The sequence below is a fragment of the Halalkalibacter krulwichiae genome (assembly GCF_002109385.1).
GTDB classification, from domain to species: Bacteria; Bacillota; Bacilli; order Bacillales; family Bacillaceae_D; genus Halalkalibacter; species Halalkalibacter krulwichiae.
The window spans coordinates 1,111,986-1,131,022 of record NZ_CP020814.1 but is presented as its reverse complement, the minus strand read 5'-3'; the positions used below and the strand labels follow the sequence as shown (position 1 = coordinate 1,131,022).

Annotated in this window: 20 protein-coding genes and 1 riboswitch; of the genes, 3 read left to right on the top strand and 17 right to left on the bottom strand. The window is 37.9% G+C overall.

The genetic code is table 11. The features are described from left to right. Positions 1-364: 364 nt before the first annotated feature. The 10 genes from BkAM31D_RS05940 to BkAM31D_RS05895 all read right to left on the bottom strand — a co-directional run bounded on the left by BkAM31D_RS05940 (position 365) and on the right by BkAM31D_RS05895 (position 9,601). Positions 365-1,858, bottom strand: a complete 1,494-nt coding sequence (locus BkAM31D_RS05940) for a spore germination protein (protein ID WP_066154122.1) — start codon at positions 1,856-1,858, stop codon at positions 365-367. After that, positions 1,842-2,417, bottom strand: a complete 576-nt coding sequence (gene spoVAEA, locus BkAM31D_RS05935) for a stage V sporulation protein SpoVABEA (protein ID WP_066154119.1) — start codon at positions 2,415-2,417, stop codon at positions 1,842-1,844. The genes BkAM31D_RS05940 and spoVAEA overlap by 17 nt, the downstream gene beginning before the upstream one ends. Positions 2,418-2,423: 6 nt before the next feature. Continuing rightward, positions 2,424-2,777, bottom strand: a complete 354-nt coding sequence (gene spoVAE / locus BkAM31D_RS05930; protein ID WP_066154116.1) for a stage V sporulation protein AE — start codon at positions 2,775-2,777, stop codon at positions 2,424-2,426. A gap of 2 nt (positions 2,778-2,779) precedes the next feature. After that, complete coding sequence (spoVAD, locus tag BkAM31D_RS05925; RefSeq protein ID WP_066154113.1) at positions 2,780-3,784, bottom strand: stage V sporulation protein AD; 1,005 nt, start codon at positions 3,782-3,784, stop codon at positions 2,780-2,782. A 13-nt stretch (positions 3,785-3,797) separates the two neighbouring features. Further along, complete coding sequence (spoVAC, locus tag BkAM31D_RS05920; RefSeq protein ID WP_066154110.1) at positions 3,798-4,256, bottom strand: stage V sporulation protein AC; 459 nt, start codon at positions 4,254-4,256, stop codon at positions 3,798-3,800. Between the two features lie 143 nt (positions 4,257-4,399). Beyond that, positions 4,400-6,304 carry an asparagine synthase (glutamine-hydrolyzing) gene (asnB, locus tag BkAM31D_RS05915; protein WP_066154107.1) on the bottom strand — a complete coding sequence of 635 codons (1,905 nt, stop codon included), beginning with the start codon at positions 6,302-6,304 and terminating at the stop codon, positions 4,400-4,402. A 292-nt stretch (positions 6,305-6,596) separates the two neighbouring features. After that, the gene (gene mtnD, locus BkAM31D_RS05910; RefSeq protein WP_066154104.1) at positions 6,597-7,136 is read right to left on the bottom strand and encodes an acireductone dioxygenase; all 540 of its coding nucleotides are present in this window, start codon (positions 7,134-7,136) and stop codon (positions 6,597-6,599) included. 1 nt (position 7,137) lies between these two features. Further along, positions 7,138-7,761 carry a methylthioribulose 1-phosphate dehydratase gene (locus BkAM31D_RS05905; protein WP_066154100.1) on the bottom strand — a complete coding sequence of 208 codons (624 nt, stop codon included), beginning with the start codon at positions 7,759-7,761 and terminating at the stop codon, positions 7,138-7,140. Then, entirely contained in the window at positions 7,758-8,411 is a 654-nt protein-coding gene (locus tag BkAM31D_RS05900) for a 2-hydroxy-3-keto-5-methylthiopentenyl-1-phosphate phosphatase (protein ID WP_066154097.1), read from the bottom strand. The genes BkAM31D_RS05905 and BkAM31D_RS05900 overlap by 4 nt, the downstream gene beginning before the upstream one ends. Continuing rightward, the gene (locus BkAM31D_RS05895; RefSeq protein WP_066154094.1) at positions 8,408-9,601 is read right to left on the bottom strand and encodes a 2,3-diketo-5-methylthiopentyl-1-phosphate enolase; all 1,194 of its coding nucleotides are present in this window, start codon (positions 9,599-9,601) and stop codon (positions 8,408-8,410) included. Before BkAM31D_RS05895 ends, BkAM31D_RS05900 begins: the two co-directional genes overlap by 4 nt. 236 nt (positions 9,602-9,837) lie before the next feature. Then, positions 9,838-9,948: riboswitch (SAM riboswitch) on the top strand. A gap of 91 nt (positions 9,949-10,039) precedes the next feature. Here BkAM31D_RS05895 and mtnK point away from each other — a divergent pair. Then, positions 10,040-11,260 carry an S-methyl-5-thioribose kinase gene (gene mtnK / locus BkAM31D_RS05890; protein ID WP_066154552.1) on the top strand — a complete coding sequence of 407 codons (1,221 nt, stop codon included), beginning with the start codon at positions 10,040-10,042 and terminating at the stop codon, positions 11,258-11,260. Continuing rightward, a complete protein-coding gene (gene mtnA, locus BkAM31D_RS05885) occupies positions 11,253-12,293 on the top strand; it encodes an S-methyl-5-thioribose-1-phosphate isomerase (RefSeq protein WP_066154091.1) in 1,041 nt (346 codons plus the stop codon). The genes mtnK and mtnA overlap by 8 nt, the downstream gene beginning before the upstream one ends. 140 nt (positions 12,294-12,433) lie before the next feature. Here mtnA and sigF read toward each other — a convergent pair whose 3' ends face one another. The 7 genes from sigF to BkAM31D_RS05850 form a co-directional block, all read right to left on the bottom strand. Next, positions 12,434-13,198: an RNA polymerase sporulation sigma factor SigF gene (sigF, locus tag BkAM31D_RS05880; RefSeq protein ID WP_066154088.1), complete on the bottom strand. Its 765-nt coding sequence runs from the start codon at positions 13,196-13,198 to the stop codon at positions 12,434-12,436. A 12-nt stretch (positions 13,199-13,210) separates the two neighbouring features. Further along, positions 13,211-13,651 (bottom strand): anti-sigma F factor, encoded by a 441-nt coding sequence (spoIIAB, locus tag BkAM31D_RS05875; protein ID WP_066154085.1) that lies wholly within the window; start codon positions 13,649-13,651, stop codon positions 13,211-13,213. Positions 13,652-13,654: 3 nt separating this feature from the next. After that, the gene (gene spoIIAA / locus BkAM31D_RS05870; protein ID WP_066154082.1) at positions 13,655-14,005 is read right to left on the bottom strand and encodes an anti-sigma F factor antagonist; all 351 of its coding nucleotides are present in this window, start codon (positions 14,003-14,005) and stop codon (positions 13,655-13,657) included. A gap of 146 nt (positions 14,006-14,151) precedes the next feature. Next, positions 14,152-15,312, bottom strand: a complete 1,161-nt coding sequence (locus BkAM31D_RS05865; RefSeq protein WP_066154549.1) for a D-alanyl-D-alanine carboxypeptidase family protein — start codon at positions 15,310-15,312, stop codon at positions 14,152-14,154. Positions 15,313-15,698: 386 nt separating this feature from the next. Next, complete coding sequence (gene hmpA / locus BkAM31D_RS05860) at positions 15,699-16,919, bottom strand: NO-inducible flavohemoprotein (RefSeq protein ID WP_066154076.1); 1,221 nt, start codon at positions 16,917-16,919, stop codon at positions 15,699-15,701. A 170-nt stretch (positions 16,920-17,089) separates the two neighbouring features. Further along, on the bottom strand, positions 17,090-17,512 hold the full coding sequence (locus BkAM31D_RS05855) for an organic hydroperoxide resistance protein (RefSeq protein WP_066154073.1): 423 nt from the start codon (positions 17,510-17,512) through the stop codon (positions 17,090-17,092). Positions 17,513-17,634: 122 nt separating this feature from the next. Then, entirely contained in the window at positions 17,635-17,841 is a 207-nt protein-coding gene (locus tag BkAM31D_RS05850) for an alpha/beta-type small acid-soluble spore protein (RefSeq protein WP_066154070.1), read from the bottom strand. Between the two features lie 156 nt (positions 17,842-17,997). Between BkAM31D_RS05850 and BkAM31D_RS05845 the strand changes: the two genes are divergently transcribed. Then, positions 17,998-18,960 (top strand): D-2-hydroxyacid dehydrogenase, encoded by a 963-nt coding sequence (locus tag BkAM31D_RS05845; RefSeq protein WP_066154067.1) that lies wholly within the window; start codon positions 17,998-18,000, stop codon positions 18,958-18,960. Positions 18,961-19,037 lie beyond the last annotated feature (77 nt).

Here is a 19,037-nt window from a genome sequence, read left to right as displayed (position 1 = left end):
TCTTCCTTTCTCATACAAAATAAGAAATCCGCAAGGCGGCTATTCTTAAAATAAGCAGCTAGTATCGGTACACTAGCTGCTTATTAAACAAGTAGGTAACCTAATCTTTGTAGCGCAATCCAATGGTCAGGTTACACATGATTATTATCTATTGAATGCCTTAGAATTTATTAAAAATTATGAGTATAACTTTATCATACTAAATACATATGTTCAAGAGCTGATGGACAGCTATAACCGCAAACAGTCTGGCCATTAAACCTTCATGTATTTAGCCTATTCGTTTATCTAAACCTGAACGAAAACCCCAAAAAAAGTTGTTTCCAAAAGACTTTTGTAGCCCATTGGAAACAACTTGCTATACCTATTCTGATTTAACCTTTTGTTTAATTGGATCTTGCGGGTGAACAATGCTTGGTCTAAAACGTATACTCGGAACTGATGAACGAACAAGAATTTGCCACATAGCTGTTGGATCGAATGGTAAAAAAGGCCATAGATAAGGCTTCTGAAATGTTTTTATTGCTGTTAAAGCTAACACGAACAAAGTTGTACCAATAATAAACCCAGGTGCTTTAAATGCTGCTACAATGATAATTAAGATCATTCGTACAGCTCTTAGCGCGACCCCTAATTCATAACTTGGTGTTGCAAACATACCTATCGCTCCAATGGCAACATACAAGATTACCTCTGGCGTAAAGTACCCTACCTGAATGGCAATCTCTCCAATTAATAGAGCTGCTACTAAACCGAGAGCGGTAGCAAGTGGAGAAGGCGTGTGGATCGCTGCCATCCTCAATAATTCAATCCCAAGTTCCGCAAAGACGATTTGTAAAAAGATCGGAATATTGTTCGTTTCATTCGGCCCGATAAAATCAAGACCAGCTGGAAGTAAATCTGGCTGCATCACAAGCAAGAGCCAAAATGGTAAAACAAACAAAGAAAAAATGATACCGATAAACCTTGTCCATCGAAGTAAGGTCCCGATAAAAGGAGCCTGCCTGTATTCTTCAGCATGCTGTACATGGTGAAAGAAAGTTGTCGGTGTAATAATTACACTAGGAGATGTATCCGTGATAATTAACACGTGTCCTTCGAATAAATGATTGGCTGCCACATCTGGTCGCTCTGTATATCTTACGAGCGGAAAAGGATTAAACCCCTGTTTCACTAAATATTCTTCAACTATTTTATCTGACATAGATAACCCATCAATGTTTATCGCTTCAAGTTCCTTTTTTAAAATTTCAACCATCTTAGGATCAGCAATTCCTTCAATATACGAAAGACAAATATCTGTTTTCGATCGCTCTCCTACTTGCATGATCTCATGTCTTAATCTTTCGTCACGAATTCGCCGACGAGTTAATGCTGTATTTTCAATAATATTTTCAGTGTAACCATCCCTGGCACCGCGGACAACCCTCTCTGTATCAGGTTCTTCAGGTCCACGACCTGGGTATGTTCGAACATCAATAATGATTGCCTGATCTTCACCTTCAACTAGAATAAAGACAAGACCTGATAACATTTGGGTAATTGCATTTTCTAATGTATCGGTATATTCTACTTGGACGTGAGGAAGATGATTGGTTATCGCTTGCTTCGCACTTGTTGTTTCTGTTTTTCTACCTCTAGAATCTAAATCCATCAATTCTTTTAACAATTCAATTACGTATTGAATGTCACACAAACCATTGACAAAATACATTTGAATATGTTTATCAAGAATTGAAAATGTTCGAACACCTACGTCAAAAGACTTCCCAAAACCAAGTCTTTTTTTAATCTCAGCTTCATTTTCAACAATATTTCGTGATATCGGGGTCTCTTTCTTTTCATCTTCGTGACTCATGATATCCGCTCCGTTCCAAAATAATTTCAACTGCTTGTTTCGTAATTGGCGCACCTTTCTTTAATGTATCAAAGCCCGCCATTTTTCCTATATCGCCTATGCCGATAACAACAGGTATATCTAGTTCATCTAATATATAGACGGTATCGCCGTTTATCCTTCCTCTTTCAAGATCTGGTAATCCTTCTTTATCAACTCCAAATTCTGTTAAATTCCCATATCGATCAACACTAACATCAACATGGGCCCATTCTAGTGAGTGCGTAGAAGAAGCAACTGCAATCGCTCCTAACACTTCAATTTGAGGATGCGTCGCGACATATTGCATCGCTTTTTCTCCTAGTCCTAACTCTCTTTGACCACAATCATCAAACATAACTAAAACAGGATCATGCGGAGTTTTTAAAATAAGAGAGACGATTTCCTCGCCGTTTATTGGTGTTGGATTGCCCCAAGAATAACTAATACATCTTCCGCCTATCTCACGCGCAACGAATTCAACTACATCTCTGGCATGCTCATCACCATCTGTTACAAGAATAATTTTTCGTCTCTCCATATTCCTTCACCCCTTTGGTTTAAAAAAAATTGCTACTAAAAAACTAAACAAAATCGTAGAAGAGATTCCAACTGAAGTGACCTCAAATACCCCCATCCCAACACCGAAGAATCCATATCGATCTCCTTCTGACATAGCGCCATGAACTAATGAGTGTCCAAAACTAGTAATCGGAACCGTTGCCCCTGCACCAGCAAAATCAATTAACCGGTCATAGAGATGAAATCCATCAAGTAAAGCACCCGCCACTACGAGTGTGCTAAGTGTATGTGTAGGTGACAACTTTCCAACATCCATTAACATTTGTCCGATAAAACAAATGATTCCACCAACGACAAAAGCTGCAAAATAATCAAACATGTTTACTCCTCCCGTTCGAATGAAACCGCATGCGCGATACAAGGGATGGATTCTTTTTGTTGCATCATTAACGGGCTTAGTAAAGCACCAGTAGCAACTACTAGCATACGCTTAATACTTCCCCTCTTCATTTCCTTTACGAGATGTCCAAATGTAACAACCGCTGGACAAGCAGCACCACTTCCACCAGCAAAAACAGGTTGTTCCTGGTGATAAATCATTACTCCGCAGTCTTCATAACGATCTAACTGTACTCCCTTCTCTAATACTAACTTGCGCAAGATCCCACTCCCTACGCGTGATAAGTCACCCGTAACTATGACATCGTAATAAGAAGCGTCACGTTTCGTCTCTTTCAAATGCGTAATTATCGTATCAGCTGCAGCTGGGGCCATGGCCGAACCCATATCAAAAGGATTTTTGATTCCTAAGTCTTTCACACTTCCGATTGTTGCATCTGTAATGCGAATTAAAGAGGGCTTTGTTCCAACAATGATGGCACCAGCTCCTGTAACAGTAAAAGTCGCAGTATCAGGACGCTGACCTCCAAATTCAGTTGGATTTCTAAATTGTCTTTCTGCTGTTGCATTGTGACTACTAACTGCCGCTAGCACTAAATTAGCCACACCTGTATCAATGAATAAAGAAGCGAGCGCTAAGGCTTCCATTGATGTAGCACAAGCTGAAAATAATCCTAAATAAGGTCTTTCAAGCTCTCTCGCATAATAATTTGATGTGACAATCTGGTTTAATAAGTCGCCTGCAAGAAAATAATCAATTTCTTCACTTTTTTTCTCAGCCTGTTTTAATGCTGTTTCAACAGCATCCTTCATTAATCGCCTCTCCGCTAATTCCCAATTTTCCTCACCGGCATACAAATTGTCATATTTAATATCAAAACTATCAGCAAGGGGACCTTGGGACTCTTCAGGACCAACAGCAGTTCCAGTTCCCTGTATGTAGACAGGACTTTGGAAATGCCACGTTTGCTTACCTCGTCTTTCCATCCCAACACGTCCTTTACGAATTAATCAGCATTTCAACAAGCAACCGCGTTAAACTAACCAAATAAGCAGAAAGTACGCCAAAAGCAATGACCGCGCCAGTCAGCTTAAACATATTTGCTCCAATACCAAAAACAAGTCCTTCACTTTTATGCTCTAATGCAGCACTTGTCATCGCATTAGAAAACCCCGTAACAGGGACAAGAGAACCAGCGCCTGCAAATTGTCCGAGCTTATCATATACGCCAAAACCCGTTGCAAGTGCTGCTAACAATATTAATGTCGCTAATGTAGGACTCATTGCTTCTTCTTGCGTGATAGGAAGAAAATGCATGTAGATTTGACTAATACCATGACCGAGCGTGCAAATTAAACCACCAACTATAAATGCTTTCAATCCATTCCTTAAAAAGTGGCTTTTTGGCTGATATAGCTTTATATTTTTTTGGTACTGTTTTTGTTCATCTGTATTCACCAATGCTGCCCCCTTTTAACCAAACTCCAACATCCTCTCGCTTAAACTGGTTTATTGTTAGTATGACTGAACAATCCTTCCTTATTCCTTAGAAAAAGGAAAAGAGACTGTCTAAATGTCATTTGACCTTAGACAGTCTCCCTTTACATCACTTCTGTTTCTATTACTTGTTCTTCTGATCTTCTTCGTCTCGTATGCCAACGGCTCGTATCATATTTTTTCTCAATATAAACTTGATGCCAAACCATAAAGGACAAAACAGTCCAAATTTTCCTGCTATGGTCCATCTTATTTTGACAATGTTCCTCGAGTAATTTTCTAATATATCCCTTATCAATATATTCATCTGTTGCACTTTCATAAATAACAGTAACTGCCCACTCATATAATTCACTCTTTAACCAATGCCTAATGGGGACAGGAAACCCTAGCTTTTTTCGCATATATACATGTTCTGGGACAATTCCTTCAAATGCTTTTCTAAGAATGTATTTGGTCGTCTGCTGCGCTATCTTCCTCTCAACTGGAATTTTTGTAGCGAGACTAAATACTTCATTATCTAAGAAAGGAACTCTAAGTTCTAACGAGTGTGCCATCGTCATTTTATCCGCTTTTACCAAAATATCTCCACGTAGCCATGTGTACATATCTAGATGTTGCATTCTATTTACAGCGTGTTGATTCACTGACATTTGATAAATTGGATTCGTAATTAAATCATTTGTGTATTCAGGGTTGTACTTTTTGACTAATTTCTTCTTCTCTTCTTCATTAAACATTTTCGCATTTCCGATATACCTTGACTCAAGCGGCGTTGTCCCACGCTCTAAAAAACTCTTGCCCTTAACCCCTTCTGGCAAGATTTGCGCTAAACGATTTAAAAGTGTTTTAAGTAAATCAGGAACATATTGAAAACAAGCTAAACTTTGAGGTTCTCTATAAATGTTGTAACCACCAAACAGCTCATCAGCTCCTTCTCCTGATAAGACAACTTTCACATGCTTTCTTGCTTCACGCGCAACAAAATAAAGCGGAACACATGCTGGATCCGCAAGTGGATCATCCATATGCCACATTATTTTTGGCAATTCATCTCGGTATTCTTCAGCGGTAATGATCTTACTATGATTTTCAATATTTAATTTCGTTGCACTCTCTTTCGCTATTGTAATTTCACTAAACCCTTCTTGCTGAAACCCAACAGAGTATGTCTTAATGGCTGGATTTATTTCCTTGGCTATAGCAGCAATAATGGTTGAATCAATTCCTCCAGATAAAAATGCCCCTACGGGAACATCGCTTCTCATATGCTTATCAACCGATTCATACATCGTCTCACGAATATTCATTTTCCAATAATCTTCCGTTTGATTAATCGGTTTAAACTCCGGTTTAAAATAGTGAGTTATGCACGCTTTCGCTCCTACCTTCTTTACAACATAGCTTCCTGGTTCAACTCTGAAAATTGACTCAGTCATCGTTAAAGGTTCGGGAACATATTGAAAGGACAGATAATGTTGTAGTGCTTGCTGATTCACATTCTCCTCCTCTTTCAATAAGCTCTTCTTCTCTGATGCAAACCACACTTCATCATCATTCTCTAAATAATAAAGTGGCTTTATTCCAAATCGGTCTCTTGCTGCGAACGCTTCTTTTTTTAAGTTGTCCCAAATAACAAATGCAAACATCCCTCTTAAACGAGTCACCATTTCTCCACCAATCTGACTATAAAGAGCAAGAATGACTTCCGTATCTGAATTGGTTACAAAAGTTTTCCCTTTTTCCTGAAGCTCAGCTTTCAACTCTAAATAATTATAGATCTCACCATTAAACACAATCCAATACCGGCCATTCTCATAGGAAAGCGGTTGATATCCACCCTCTAAATCAATAATACTCAATCGACTAAACGCTAACTCGACATGCTCTCCTCTCATATAGCCTTCTTGGTCAGGTCCCCTATGGGTAATTAAATCATTAATAGCTTTTAATCTATCATCATAGTGTTTTTTTGCATTAGTAAATATTCCTGCAACAAACCCGCACATCATGACACCTACTTTGCTCACATTTTTCCAAACTTTAACTAGTATTGGTAACTATCTACTAAATTATGCATGGATAAAACGTAAGAAGGTGTCAAATCGTTTCAGCCTTAGCCCATATATATCCAAATAAAAAACGAAGCCGGGACAAGAGAGTTTTATTAACGAAAAATTCAAACGTAATAGTGTAGCATCCGCTCCGGAAATTATACTTCGCTAACGTTATCATCATTCGTATTTTCAATAAAACACTTTAGTTATGTCCTAGCCTCGTTCTTTAAACATATAGGAGTCTTTAAATTTGATGCTCTTTCTCTTCATATGGATGCGCCACCCAGCCATCCGTATCAATAAATAGACGAACAGCAACAACTTGACGATCATCCATTAACGTGAAGAAGTGTGGAGTATTCTCTGGAACGGAAATCACGTCACCAGCTTCAAGTTCAATGTTAAAATATCCTGTTTTCTCATCACCTTTTACAATGAAAATTCCATGACCAGCTGTAATGATACGAACTTCATCATCTGTATGTGTATGCACTTGCTCAAACTTTTTTAATAATTCTTCAATATTTGGTGTTTGATCTGATAATGCAATGACATCCCAATTCACATATCCTCTACGCTCTGCTAATGAACGAATATCCTCATCATAAACGTTTAAAATGTTTGCTTTGTCCTCATCTGTTAAATCAAACTTCTCTACTAAATGCTCTGGTAATTTCCCGATGTCCCAGCGTTCAAAGAAGACACCTTGCGCTTCTAAAAATTCATGTACTTTGTCTACCCCTTCAATTACTTCCCCACTGTTTCTCACTTTAATAACTGCCACGTTATAAAACCTCCTTCAGATTTGCAGCTTTTGCATGCAATAATTTTAATTGATATGAAAATAAAAATTCACATGCTTCAAGATGTCTTTTTGCTTCAAATGCATTTCTTCCCCAAACGGTAATTCCATGATTACGGATCAGAACTGCTTTTGTATCCGGTTTAATCTTTTCACTAATTGCTTTCCCGAGCTTAGGGAGATCTGCCCAATTTTCAACGATCGGAATCGTAAATTCACCATCTTCTTCCCAAATATCTAAAGCTTTAATAAGTTCAACATTTCGAAACGTAATTGAACCTTTTTCACCATAGAGCTCTGAAATGACGTTATTATCTAATGTATGTACGTGTAAACTGCAACCTGCGTCAGTTTTTTTATATACTTCTAGATGAATAACGGTTTCAGCGGATGGTTTCCCTTGATCTGTAAGCGGCCTTCCATCTTCATCTACTAGGACAAAGTCTGATTCAGTTTCTTTGTATTTATCTTTGCCACTGACTGTTACCAAGCATGTTAAGGGATCCTCACTAACCTTTATAGATAAATTTCCGCTCGTTCCCGGAAACCAATCTCTTGCTGCAAGCTCTCGCTTAATAGCAGCTAATTCATTCCATTGTGAATTCATCTCTTCACCTCAAGTTCTCTCAATGTCTGAATGACATCATGAAATGTCTCAAAGGAAGCATGGCGAAGCTGTAATTGTTGACACTTTTCTAGCAAAAAGTCTCTTGCAATTACGAAGTCAGCTTGCTGTGCGACCTTAAGATCCGTAATAGAATCTCCAATGACAATTTTAAAACGATTTTGACTAATTTTTCTTAAAATGGAAGGCTTACAGCACCCACATTCATTGTTACACTTTTCGTCACATAGATGGGGCCATTCAACTCGCATTGTCTCCTCATCAAATTTTGCCTCATTGCAATAAATGGGCAGATCATACTGCTTTAATAATGGTTGAACAAAGAAATCCATGCCTCCACTAACAACGACTAGGTCAATTTGATGTTGTTTGACATATTCAACAAATGCCCCAAATCCCTCTCTAATTTCTGCATCATTTAGAATATATTCAGTCATCTCTTCTTTAAGTGAGGAAGGGAGGAGTCCAAATAGTTTACCGACCCCTTCTCTTACCGAAATACGTTGTGCTAAAATATCGTCCTTTATGTTTTCCCATCCAGATGGCGCAAACTTTTTCATGATCGCAATAATATTGTCATTGTTCGTAATCGTGCCATCAAAATCACAGAAAATAATTGGATTCGTACTCATTCTCCACCCCACAACTCAAGGGCTTTGGCGAGCTCTTCGTAATCTTTAGCGGCATCATGTAAAGGTTGATTCGCTAAAACCGCATCAATAGCCTGAACAAAAGCTCTTCCACCAGCAGCTGCCCCTCCTGGATGGCCGTGTATTCCTCCACCAGCATTAATAATACTATCAACACCAAAATCAGCTATTAACTTCGGAGTCAAACCTGGGTGTATACCTGCTGAAGGAACCGGAAAAGCTTTCTTAAACTGGTCATCTTCAGTCAAATGTTTGGCAATCGCTTGAGTCTCCTCTTTAGCCATTGCTACCGAACCGTATGGAGAAGGGAACAACACTAAATCCGCTCCAGCCATACGTGCTAACTTACCTAGAAGAAGTCCGGGAGCTAAACCATAGTCCGGTGAAGAAATCATCGTTCCTGAAAACGCCGGATGAGCCATTATCGGAAGAGGAATGTTTGGATCTTCAGCGAGAGCCTGCATTACATCTAGCCCATACGCAAATGTATTAAATAAAAGCAGATCCGCTCCCAACTCCACCGCTTTATATGCATTTTCTTTTAATTCCATCGTCTTCCCAGTGAGGTTAACAGCATGAAGGGTTCTCTTTCCAGTGATTTCATAGCTTTCTCGTAACGCCTCTTGACAAACTGGAATGCGTTTTTCAAGTGGTGTTAGATCATTTTCAAACAAAATTTCATCGTCTTTAACAATATCAATTCCACCCAACGCTTGGGCTTTCATCTGTTCTTTTAAAGAATGGAGATCGCGTCCGATAACTCCTTTAAAAATACTCATTAATAAAGGACGATCATATGTATTTGTTAATTGCCGTATTCCTTCCAATCCAAATTTTGGTCCGGGATATCCATGTTTTATATCATCGCTAAACGTTAAATCTAATAATTTAACTTTCCCGTCAAGTGAAAACTTCCCAAAAGTCGTTGTTAAAACAGCGGGAAGATCATTTGAGAAATTAGCACTTGGATAGCCAACTGTTATGATTGCTTTACCCTCTGCAATCATCTTAGCTTCAACAACCCTTCCCTTATGTTTTGCCAGTTGTTCTTGTTCAACAGCAGGAAGGTTAGTCCACGAACCTACTGTTAATCCCAATGCAATTGCTTCAGCTTTTTTATTTAAGTTGGCTTGTTCTGCCTCAAGAAGATATGTTGCTTGAACTTCACTCACTACACTCTACCTCCATCATTACACATACAATACTTTTTTAGAAGAGTTTTGCAATTTAGATAGTTTTGAATTATGACAGCATTTTTTTAATGCGTCAATCTTTTTTGCCTATCTCTAGTAGTATATCAAAATAAACATTTTATCAAGCTAAACAAACACGTAATTTTCTAAAAAATCAGTTGACATAGTAAGATATCCCTGTGTAAGATAATTTCAAACAACTTTAAACTTGATAACTCTTATCACGAGAAGGCTGAGGGAATTGGACCGATGACGCCCGGCAACCGGCTTTATTAAAAGCAATGGTGCTACTTCCAACAGAATGAATGAATTCTGACAGATAAGAGGAACGAACAACGCATTGTTTCAATCCTCTTGATCTATATTCAAGAGGATTTTTTTATTTTTATAACAGGGAACAAACATGGAGGGATATCAATGACAACTCTTAAAGACACAACTTACGAACCTTTAACTACTGATACAGCTATTAAACTTAGCAAAGATTTACAACTTTTTAACGAAGATGATCTCCTCTTCGCACATGAGATCGGTGACGGCAACTTAAATTTAGTTTTCCGTATTCAAGAAGAATTAACTGGGAAATCGATCATTATTAAACAAGCCTTGCCATATGCAAAGGTAGTTGGAACAAGTTGGCCACTCACCCTTGACCGCTCACGAATTGAAAGCGAATCTTTAAAACGGACTTATCAACTTGTTCCTAATTACACACCTAAAGTTTATTACAGTGATTCTGAATTAGCTGTCACAGTAATGGATGACCTTTCCCATCTGACGATTGTCAGAAAAGGATTGATCGAAGCAGTCCAGTATCCTAAATTAGCAAAAGACATTGGATTGTTTTTAGCCCATACTCTTTTCTATAATTCTGATTTTGGTTTAAACCAACAAGAGAAAAAAATACAAAGTGGTCGATTTATCAACCCTGAGCTTTGCAAAATTACAGAAGACCTCGTGTTTACAGATCCATTCTTTGATCATGATACAAATAATATTGATGAACAACTTAAACCATTTGTTGCAGAAACCATTTGGGCCGATCAATCTTTAAAACTCGAAGTAGCACAGCTGAAACAAACATTTCTAACAAAAGCTGAAACACTTTTACATGGCGATTTACATACAGGAAGTATCTTTGCCAATGATGATGAAACTGTTGTCATTGATCCAGAATTTGCTTATTACGGGCCAATCGGTTTTGATATAGGAGCTTTCGTCGCTAATATTATCCTTAACTACTTATCTCAAGATGTACATTTAGCTGATCATCCTGATAAAAAAGCAGAATTCCAAAAATATTTACTTACAGTTATTACAGAAACCTGGAATGTGTTCGAAGAAGAATTTACGGTTCTTTGGAATAAACATCCGCAAGATGCTTTTATGAATACGAACGGTTACCTAGGACAAACATTGGATCAAATATTCAAGGACATGATTGGTTTTGCTGGTTGTAAGGTGATTCGCAGAATGATTGGCCTAGCTGGAGTCGAAGACGTTGAGGCGATTATCGACCTAAAAGTACGAAATCAGGTTAAACAGAGAGCACTTAGCCTTGGAAAAGAAATCATTTTAAATAGAAAAGATATTTCATCAATCGAACACTTAGTAAAGGTAGTGACTAAATATGCTTAATACACCGATCCGATCTGTTGAATGGAGCAACGATCATATTACATTACTTGATCAAAGGTTGTTACCAAGCCAAACAGAATTTATTACGCTTACAGCAATTGAAGATGTATGGGAAGCCATCTTTGAACTAAAAGTTAGAGGCGCTCCAGCCATTGGAATAACAGCCGCATACGGTCTAGCTTTGTGGGCTCAACAAAGTCAACATGATCATTTCAACGAATTTTGTGAAGACCTAAAGAAGCAGGCTGCATATTTGGAAACATCTCGACCTACTGCCGTGAACTTATTTTGGGCAATCAAACGTATATTATCAGTTGTTGAACGAGTTTCTACTATTAAAAAGGCGAAAGAGGCTATACTAGACAAAGCGAACGTAATCGCCAAAGAAGATGAAGATGTCTGTCGCTCCATTGGCGAACATGCCATTAATTTATTTCAAGATGGGGATACGTTACTGACCCATTGTAATGCAGGCGGGATCGCAACCGCTCGGTATGGAACTGCTTTAGCACCTTTTTATATTGCCAAAGAGCGTGGGATCCATTTAAAAGCTTTTGCATCGGAAACACGCCCTGTTTTACAAGGCGCTCGCTTAACTGCTTGGGAATTACAACAACTCGGTATAGATGTTACGTTAATTACAGACAACATGGTTGCTCATACAATAAAAACGAAAGGTATAAATGCTATAATCGTTGGTGCCGATCGGATCGCAGCAAACGGAGATACCGCAAATAAAATTGGAACATATGGGTTAGCATTGCTAGCAAAAGCGTTACAAATTCCATTTTATGTGGCTGCCCCTCTCTCTACTATTGATTTAGCCACCTCTTCTGGTGAAGACATTGAGATTGAGGAACGGCATGCCGATGAAATTCGTAAGTTAAATGGACAGCTTGTTACAACTGCTGATATGAAAGTGTTTAATCCTGCCTTTGATGTCACACCAGCTGAACTCATTACTGGGATTATTACAGAAAGAGGAATTGTATCAGGTGATTACAAAACGAAGCTTGAAGGTTTATTTATCTGACTTTAGTAGGACTGACTATTCACAATGATCAGGAGAGTCTGAGCCTTTCAATCATGTATAACTATAGTAATAAGAGGCCATGCAGAAAGGATTAACCTTCTGTATGGCCTTTATTAAAATGATTAAGATAAGAGAAATACTTAGGCATCTCCCATTTCTATCTTCATTTGTTCTAATATTTTCTTTTCAAGCCTAGAAACTTGCACTTGAGAAATCCCAAGCCTTGCTGCCACCTCTGATTGCGTTTGATCTTTATAATAACGGAGATATACAATTAGTCTCTCTCGTTCATCCAGATCTCGAATCGCTTCCTTGAGAGCAATTTTATCAAACCACTTCGTTTCTGATTGATCAGCAATCTGATCTAGTAAAGTGATTGGATCTCCGTCATTTTCATAGACTGTTTCATGAATGGAAGAAAGAGATCGACTAGCTTCTCCAGCAAACACCACTTCCTCCGGCGTAATTTCCAATTGCTCTGCAATTTCATTAACCGTAGGCGTTCGCCCAAGAGACTTAGTCATCTCATCTTTCATCTTCCGTATTTTATTGCCTAACTCTTTTATTGAGCGACTGACTTTAACTGTTCCATCATCACGGAGAAAGCGTTGAATTTCTCCAATGATCATAGGTACAGCATATGTCGAGAACTTAACATCATAAGATAAATCAAATTTATCAACGGATTTAATTAACCCTATACATCCAATTTGAAATAAATCATCAGCTTCATACCCACGATTCATAAAACGCTGAACGACTGACCAAACGAGTCTCGTATTACGATTAACAATCATGTCTCGTGCATCTTGATCTCCGTTTTGACTTCTTGCAATCAGCTCTTTTACTTCTGCGTCAGTGAAATGAGCTTTCTTCTTCTGTTGTTGTTTTACCTCGACATCCATAGGCAAAACTCCTTAATTACACATAGCTTTGCTATTTGTAAGTGTTTTTTTTACAAAGACTGTTGTACCAATCATCGGTTCAGAGACAACTTGAAGCTCATCCATGAAATTCTCCATTATCGTAAAGCCCATCCCTGATCGTTCAAGTTCTGGCTTCGTTGTAAATAATGGTTGACGCGCTTCCTCAATATCTTGAATACCTAAACCCTCATCACGAATGGTTAATTCAATTGTGCCATTGTCTAACTTACAATGAATATAAACCATCCCATCGGGTTGATTATGATACCCATGAATAATTGCATTAGTTACAGCCTCCGAAACGACTGTTTTAATTTCTGTCATCTCATCCATAGTTGGGTCAAGCTGAGCAATAAATGCACCTACCGTAACTCGTGCAAACGACTCGTTTTGGCTCTGAGCAGAAAACTTCAAATCCATCACATTTTGCATCGTTTAAGCCACCCCCAAAGTTTGTAAAGCAAATTGTTCGCTTTCTTCAAGACGAATAATCTTAAACAAGCCAGACATTTCAAATAATCGCTTCACTGATGATGAAATAGCACAAACGACCATTTCACCGTCATTCGCTTTCACTTGTTTATATCTGCCAAGAATGACACCTAAACCTGAACTATCCATAAATGTTAACAATTCAAGATTTAAGACAATATGCTTTACTTGCCCGTCGGCTAGCTTTTGCTCAACCTGTCCTCTAAGTTCTTCTGCTGTGTGGTGGTCTAACTCACCTTCAAGGCGGACGAGTAAGACACCGCCTTTTTGTTCTAGATCAATTCGTAAACTCATTTTATTATCACTCCCTCTAGTTAGCTCACCTATATGAGTTATCAAATGGTGCTTTATTTGCTAGAGAGAATTTCGCCTTCGCCCTTCCTACTTCCTGCCAGCTGACAAAACTAGTCTTCATTCGAAGAAAGTTGTCAAAAACAGCCTTATGCTGCTCCAAATTTAGCGAAAACGCGCTTGAACAATTTCCACCATGATGCTTCATACACATCGTCGCCAGCTACTAGCGGTGTTTCGCTAAGAACTTCATTTTCACGTTCAATGAATAACGTTCCAACTACATCTCCTTGTTTAATAGGCGCTTGTAGATTTGCATCAATTTCTAAACGCTCTACGACATCGTCAATTTTGACACCTTTTTTAGTTAAAATTGAAACTGATTCAGAAGTAACGACAGGAACAGTATCTTTATCACCTTTACTTACTTCAACATCTGCTAAAATGTGCTGACGGTCGTAAAGATTATGTGTTTGATATTGACTAAAGGCATAATCAAGCATTGACGTAATTTGTGCATTTCGTTCCTTTGGCGATGGAGCTCCCATAATGACGGTAATGACACGCATACCATTCTTCTCCGCTGTTGCTGTTAGACAATACATCGCTTCCCTTGTATATCCGGTCTTTAATCCGTCTACACCAGGATAGAATTTCACTAACTTATTTGTGTTAACAAGCCAAAATTTATCATCCGTATCAGCTCTTAGATAATCCTCATAAATTCCAGTGAACTTAGTAATATCATCATACTTTAATAGCTCTTTTGAAATCATAGCAAGATCATAAGCTGTCGTATAATGGTTTTCCGCTGGTAAACCATTCGTATTTAGAAAATTTGTATTTTCAAGCCCAAGTTCTTTTGCCTTCGCGTTCATCATTGCGACGAACTCATCTTCAGTACCAGCAAGATGTTCAGCCATCGCTACAGATGCATCGTTAGCTGAAGCTACAGCAATTGCTTTTAACATATCACTTACTGACATTTCTTCACCGGGCTCTAGAAAGATTTGTGAACCTCCCATTGAAGCTGCATATTCACTTGTCCGAACAACATCATCATAAGCAAGTTTTCCCTCATCAATAGCTTCCATTATTAAAAGCATTGTCATAATTTTAGTCATACTTGCAGGTGGGAGCTTTTCTTGACTGTTCTTATCAAAAATAACTTCCCCAGTATCTCGTTCAATTACAATAGCTGAAGATGCCTTTTCTGCTAATTTAGCTTTTGGTTCTGCTGCGCTAGCCATAGGTGCCGCTAAACTTAAAACAAGGACTGCGCTTAAAATACTGGATAGAACTTTCCTCATCTCCATCCGACCTCCATCTCATTTTCATAGTCGTCCCTAGGTATTTTCTTCACTTAACCAAATTAGGAAAACCTACCCAGGTTGGCTACCTCCTATTTTTTCCACTAGTTAAGCTTTTATACATAAATAAATTAATTTATCTAAATTTCAACAATCTAGTTCTTTAACTTGTGTACTATTAGGATTGTAGGCTAAACAAAATAGGAATAATATGGAATTAGGAGAGGAGAGTAGTGGTTATCCTTGATGATCGCATGGAGAAAAGTAAGTTCTACTCTATTTGTTAATTCGCTTAATTAGTCGCTTGTCCTTTAGTGTATATACGCGGAAATTAATCTTGATAAAAAAGGCTTGGTTCTACCTGAACCAAGCACATCTTTCTATACTTATACAGTTGTAGCTTCTTCTAACTTCATTGCTGGACCAAAGAACTCATAATGAATATTCTCCTCTTTTACTTCTAGTTGTTTTAATTCATTAACAACTGTTTGCAAGAACGGTACTGGTCCACACACATAAAAATGAGCGTCTTTTTCCTCCACTATTTCTTCTAAAAATGCTCGATCGACATATCCTTCATGATCAAAGTTTCTAAGTTTTAGATCCTTATTTGTTGGGTTTGAGTAACACAAATAACTTTTTCCTTCTTTGGTTACCTTGATTGCCTCTTTTACCTCAACTTCAAATGCCAGTACATCACTATTTCTCGCAGCATGGATAAAGGTTACTTTTCTATTAGGTTGACTTGTGACAGACGTTTTCAACATACTTAATAGCGGCGTAATACCAACGCCTCCTGCTAGGAAATAAACTGGCTTTTCGTCTTCTTCTAATATAAAGTCTCCTGCTGGTGGGCTTACTTCTACTTCTAAGCCGTTAGGCGCTTCATGTAAGAAATTTGAGACTTTTCCTGCAGGCGTTTGTTCATCCTCACGTTTAACTGAAATTCGAAACGCTTCATCATTTGGAACATCTGATAAACTATACTGTCGATTTTGTAAAAATTCTTCTCCATTGATCTTAACCCTAACAGTAATATATTGCCCTGGCTTGAAACTTGGCAGCTTCTTGCCATCCACTGGAGCTAAATAAAATGACGTAATGTTGCCACTTTCTTTTGCCTTCTTTACAATTTTGAATGTCTTAAAATCCTTCCATCCATTTTCTTGTCTTTCAGCTTCTTCATACATTTCTTTTTCAACTTGAATGAATATTGCAGCGATTTCATGATATGCTTCGCCCCAAGCCTCTAGAATTTCTTCTGTTGCAGCATCTCCTAACACTTCTTTAATTGCTTTTAATAGAAATTCGCCAACAATAGGATAATGTTCTGCTTTAACAGCTAAGCTTCTGTGTTTATGAGCAATTTGCTTAACGACAGGAACTAGTACTTCTAGACGGTCAATATAATGAGCTGCTGCAGTTACAGTGTTGGCAAGGGCTGTTTGCTGCCTTCCTTTTTGTTGGTTAGCATGGTTAAAAACATTTAACAACTCAGGATGAGCTGCAAACATTGATTTATAAAAATTTGTCGTAATTTCTTTTCCTTTAACTTCAAGCACAGGTGCAGTTGCTTTAACAATTTCAATTGTTTTATTAGATAACATGTTCATTCCCCCAAAACAAGTATTTTAAATACATCTTTATGATATTCCTAGAGAAACATTAAAGCAATATTTAAAATACATCTTTAATATTTTAGCCACATTTAAATTTTGAATTTTTAATAAAATCATCACAAAAGAAACCTCCCAATTGATAGGGAGGTTTCTTTTTACTACTTTACTTTAGTATGAAGTTTAACTTCAATGTTCCCTCTTGTTGCCTTTGAGTAAGGACAAACTTCATGAGCCTTTTCAACAAGCTTTTCTGCTTCGTTCTGTGATACACCATTTAAAGTGACTTCGAGCACAACTCCGATTTTATACCCATTGTCACTTGGGTCTTTCATTAGGCTTACTTGCGCATTAATCTCAGATTCAACCTCTTTCTTTTCTTTTGAAGCAACTAAATTTAACGCTCCATCAAAACAAGCAGCATATCCTGCAGCAAAAAGTTGTTCTGGGTTTGTTCCTTCACTTGCTGATGCGCCACCAGTAGGCATAACTAACTTATGTTCTAATACCCCATTATTCGAAGAAACTTGACCATTCCTTCCTCCAACTGCCTTCGCTTGCGCCGTAAATAATACATCTGACATTACTAACACTCTCCTATTTTTTTACTTCATTATGACTATTCACTAAAAAGAGTGTTCCTAAACATACAAAACCCCTTGCAAATTGCAAGGGGAATCGATCATTTGTGGTTAAGAACAATAAATTAAAATTGTGAACCTCCAAGCTGAGATTCAGCTTGTTGAACGAGACGCTTGGTGATTTCTCCGCCAACAGAACCGTTTGCACGTGCTGTTGCATCTGCACCAAGTTCAACACCGAATTCAGAAGCAATCTCGTATTTCATTTGGTCTAATGCTTGCTGTACTCCTGGAACCAGTAATTGATTACTGTTGTTGTTGTTGTTTACCATTTCTGTTCACCTCGCTTTGTTCTTATTCAATGATTATTGTGTGAGGATGACAGAATCATATTCAGATTTTCTACTGGAAAAGTATACCGTAGAAATTGTTGAAAAAATCAAAGAAATATGAAAAACTAAATTAAGTCTGATAAAGAAGGTGAACCTATGGTAAATAAAAAGTTAGTTATTACACAAAATTTGAGTGAAACATTAAGTAAACAAATTTCAAATGTCATTCCAGATTGGGAATTAATAATAGGCAGAGATAAAGAGATTTGGCACCAACACATTCTTGATGCAGACGTTATTGCTGGATGGAAAAAAGACATGAAAGATTTAATTACAGAAAGCTCCAACAAACTCCAATGGATCCAAACATGGTCTGCAGGTGTTAACAGTTTACCTCTTAGACAACTGGAAGAAAAAAAGATTCAATTAACGAGCGCCAATGGAGTCCATTCCTATCCTATTTCAGAAACAATTTACGCCTTAATGTTAGCTCTCACAAGGAAAATCCATACATATGTAAAAAATCAGCAATCAAAAACATGGCACCATTCCAATATGAAACTGGAAATGCATGAAAAAACAATCGGAATTATTGGAGTTGGGGCCATTGGTAAAGAAACAGCTAAGATTGCAAAAGCTTTCGGCATGCATGTGTTAGGTGTTCGACACTCAGGGCACCCTACTGAATATGTAGACGAAATGTATACACCCGATCAACTCGATCAACTGCTTCCTAAATGCGATTATGTAGTCGTTACTTTGCCTCTGACAAATGAGACAAAACACATGATTACATCTAAACAATTTTCTCTTATGAAACCTTCTTCCTATTTTATTAATATTGGTCGTGGTGAAATAGTGATTGAATCTGATTTAATCAATGCGCTTAAAACGCACCAAATCGCCGGAGCTGGATTAGATGTATTCACTACTGAACCATTACCAAAGGATAATCCTTTATGGGAGATGGACAACGTAATAGTCACTCCTCACACGTCAGGCTCTACCGAATTTTATGACAAACGTGTAGTTGAGGAGATTTTCATTCCAAACCTTAAACAATATATTGAGGGCCAGCCACTTTCTATTAATGTAGTCGATTATAAGAAGGGATATTAGTAAAAAGGATTCAGAAGCCATTAAAGGTCCACATTTTACCTTTTTACTGGCTTCTGATCTTTAATCCTTCTAAACAT

Coding starts and splice junctions, on each gene's coding strand:
- BkAM31D_RS05940 (WP_066154122.1), bottom strand. CDS start 1,858: ATGAGTCACGAAGATGAAAAGAAAGAGACCCCGATATCACGAAATATT.
- spoVAEA (WP_066154119.1), bottom strand. CDS start 2,417: ATGGAGAGACGAAAAATTATTCTTGTAACAGATGGTGATGAGCATGCC.
- spoVAE (WP_066154116.1), bottom strand. CDS start 2,777: ATGTTTGATTATTTTGCAGCTTTTGTCGTTGGTGGAATCATTTGTTTT.
- spoVAD (WP_066154113.1), bottom strand. CDS start 3,784: ATGGAAAGACGAGGTAAGCAAACGTGGCATTTCCAAAGTCCTGTCTAC.
- asnB (WP_066154107.1), bottom strand. CDS start 6,304: ATGTGCGGGTTTGTTGCAGGAATATTTACTAATGCAAAAAAACACTAT.
- BkAM31D_RS05905 (WP_066154100.1), bottom strand. CDS start 7,761: ATGAATTCACAATGGAATGAATTAGCTGCTATTAAGCGAGAGCTTGCA.
- BkAM31D_RS05900 (WP_066154097.1), bottom strand. CDS start 8,411: ATGAGTACGAATCCAATTATTTTCTGTGATTTTGATGGCACGATTACG.
- mtnK (WP_066154552.1), top strand. CDS start 10,040: ATGACAACTCTTAAAGACACAACTTACGAACCTTTAACTACTGATACA.
- mtnA (WP_066154091.1), top strand. CDS start 11,253: ATGCTTAATACACCGATCCGATCTGTTGAATGGAGCAACGATCATATT.
- sigF (WP_066154088.1), bottom strand. CDS start 13,198: ATGGATGTCGAGGTAAAACAACAACAGAAGAAGAAAGCTCATTTCACT.
- spoIIAB (WP_066154085.1), bottom strand. CDS start 13,651: ATGCAAAATGTGATGGATTTGAAGTTTTCTGCTCAGAGCCAAAACGAG.
- spoIIAA (WP_066154082.1), bottom strand. CDS start 14,005: ATGAGTTTACGAATTGATCTAGAACAAAAAGGCGGTGTCTTACTCGTC.
- BkAM31D_RS05865 (WP_066154549.1), bottom strand. CDS start 15,312: ATGAGGAAAGTTCTATCCAGTATTTTAAGCGCAGTCCTTGTTTTAAGT.
- hmpA (WP_066154076.1), bottom strand. CDS start 16,919: ATGTTATCTAATAAAACAATTGAAATTGTTAAAGCAACTGCACCTGTG.
- BkAM31D_RS05855 (WP_066154073.1), bottom strand. CDS start 17,512: ATGTCAGATGTATTATTTACGGCGCAAGCGAAGGCAGTTGGAGGAAGG.
- BkAM31D_RS05850 (WP_066154070.1), bottom strand. CDS start 17,841: ATGGTAAACAACAACAACAACAGTAATCAATTACTGGTTCCAGGAGTA.
- BkAM31D_RS05845 (WP_066154067.1), top strand. CDS start 17,998: ATGGTAAATAAAAAGTTAGTTATTACACAAAATTTGAGTGAAACATTA.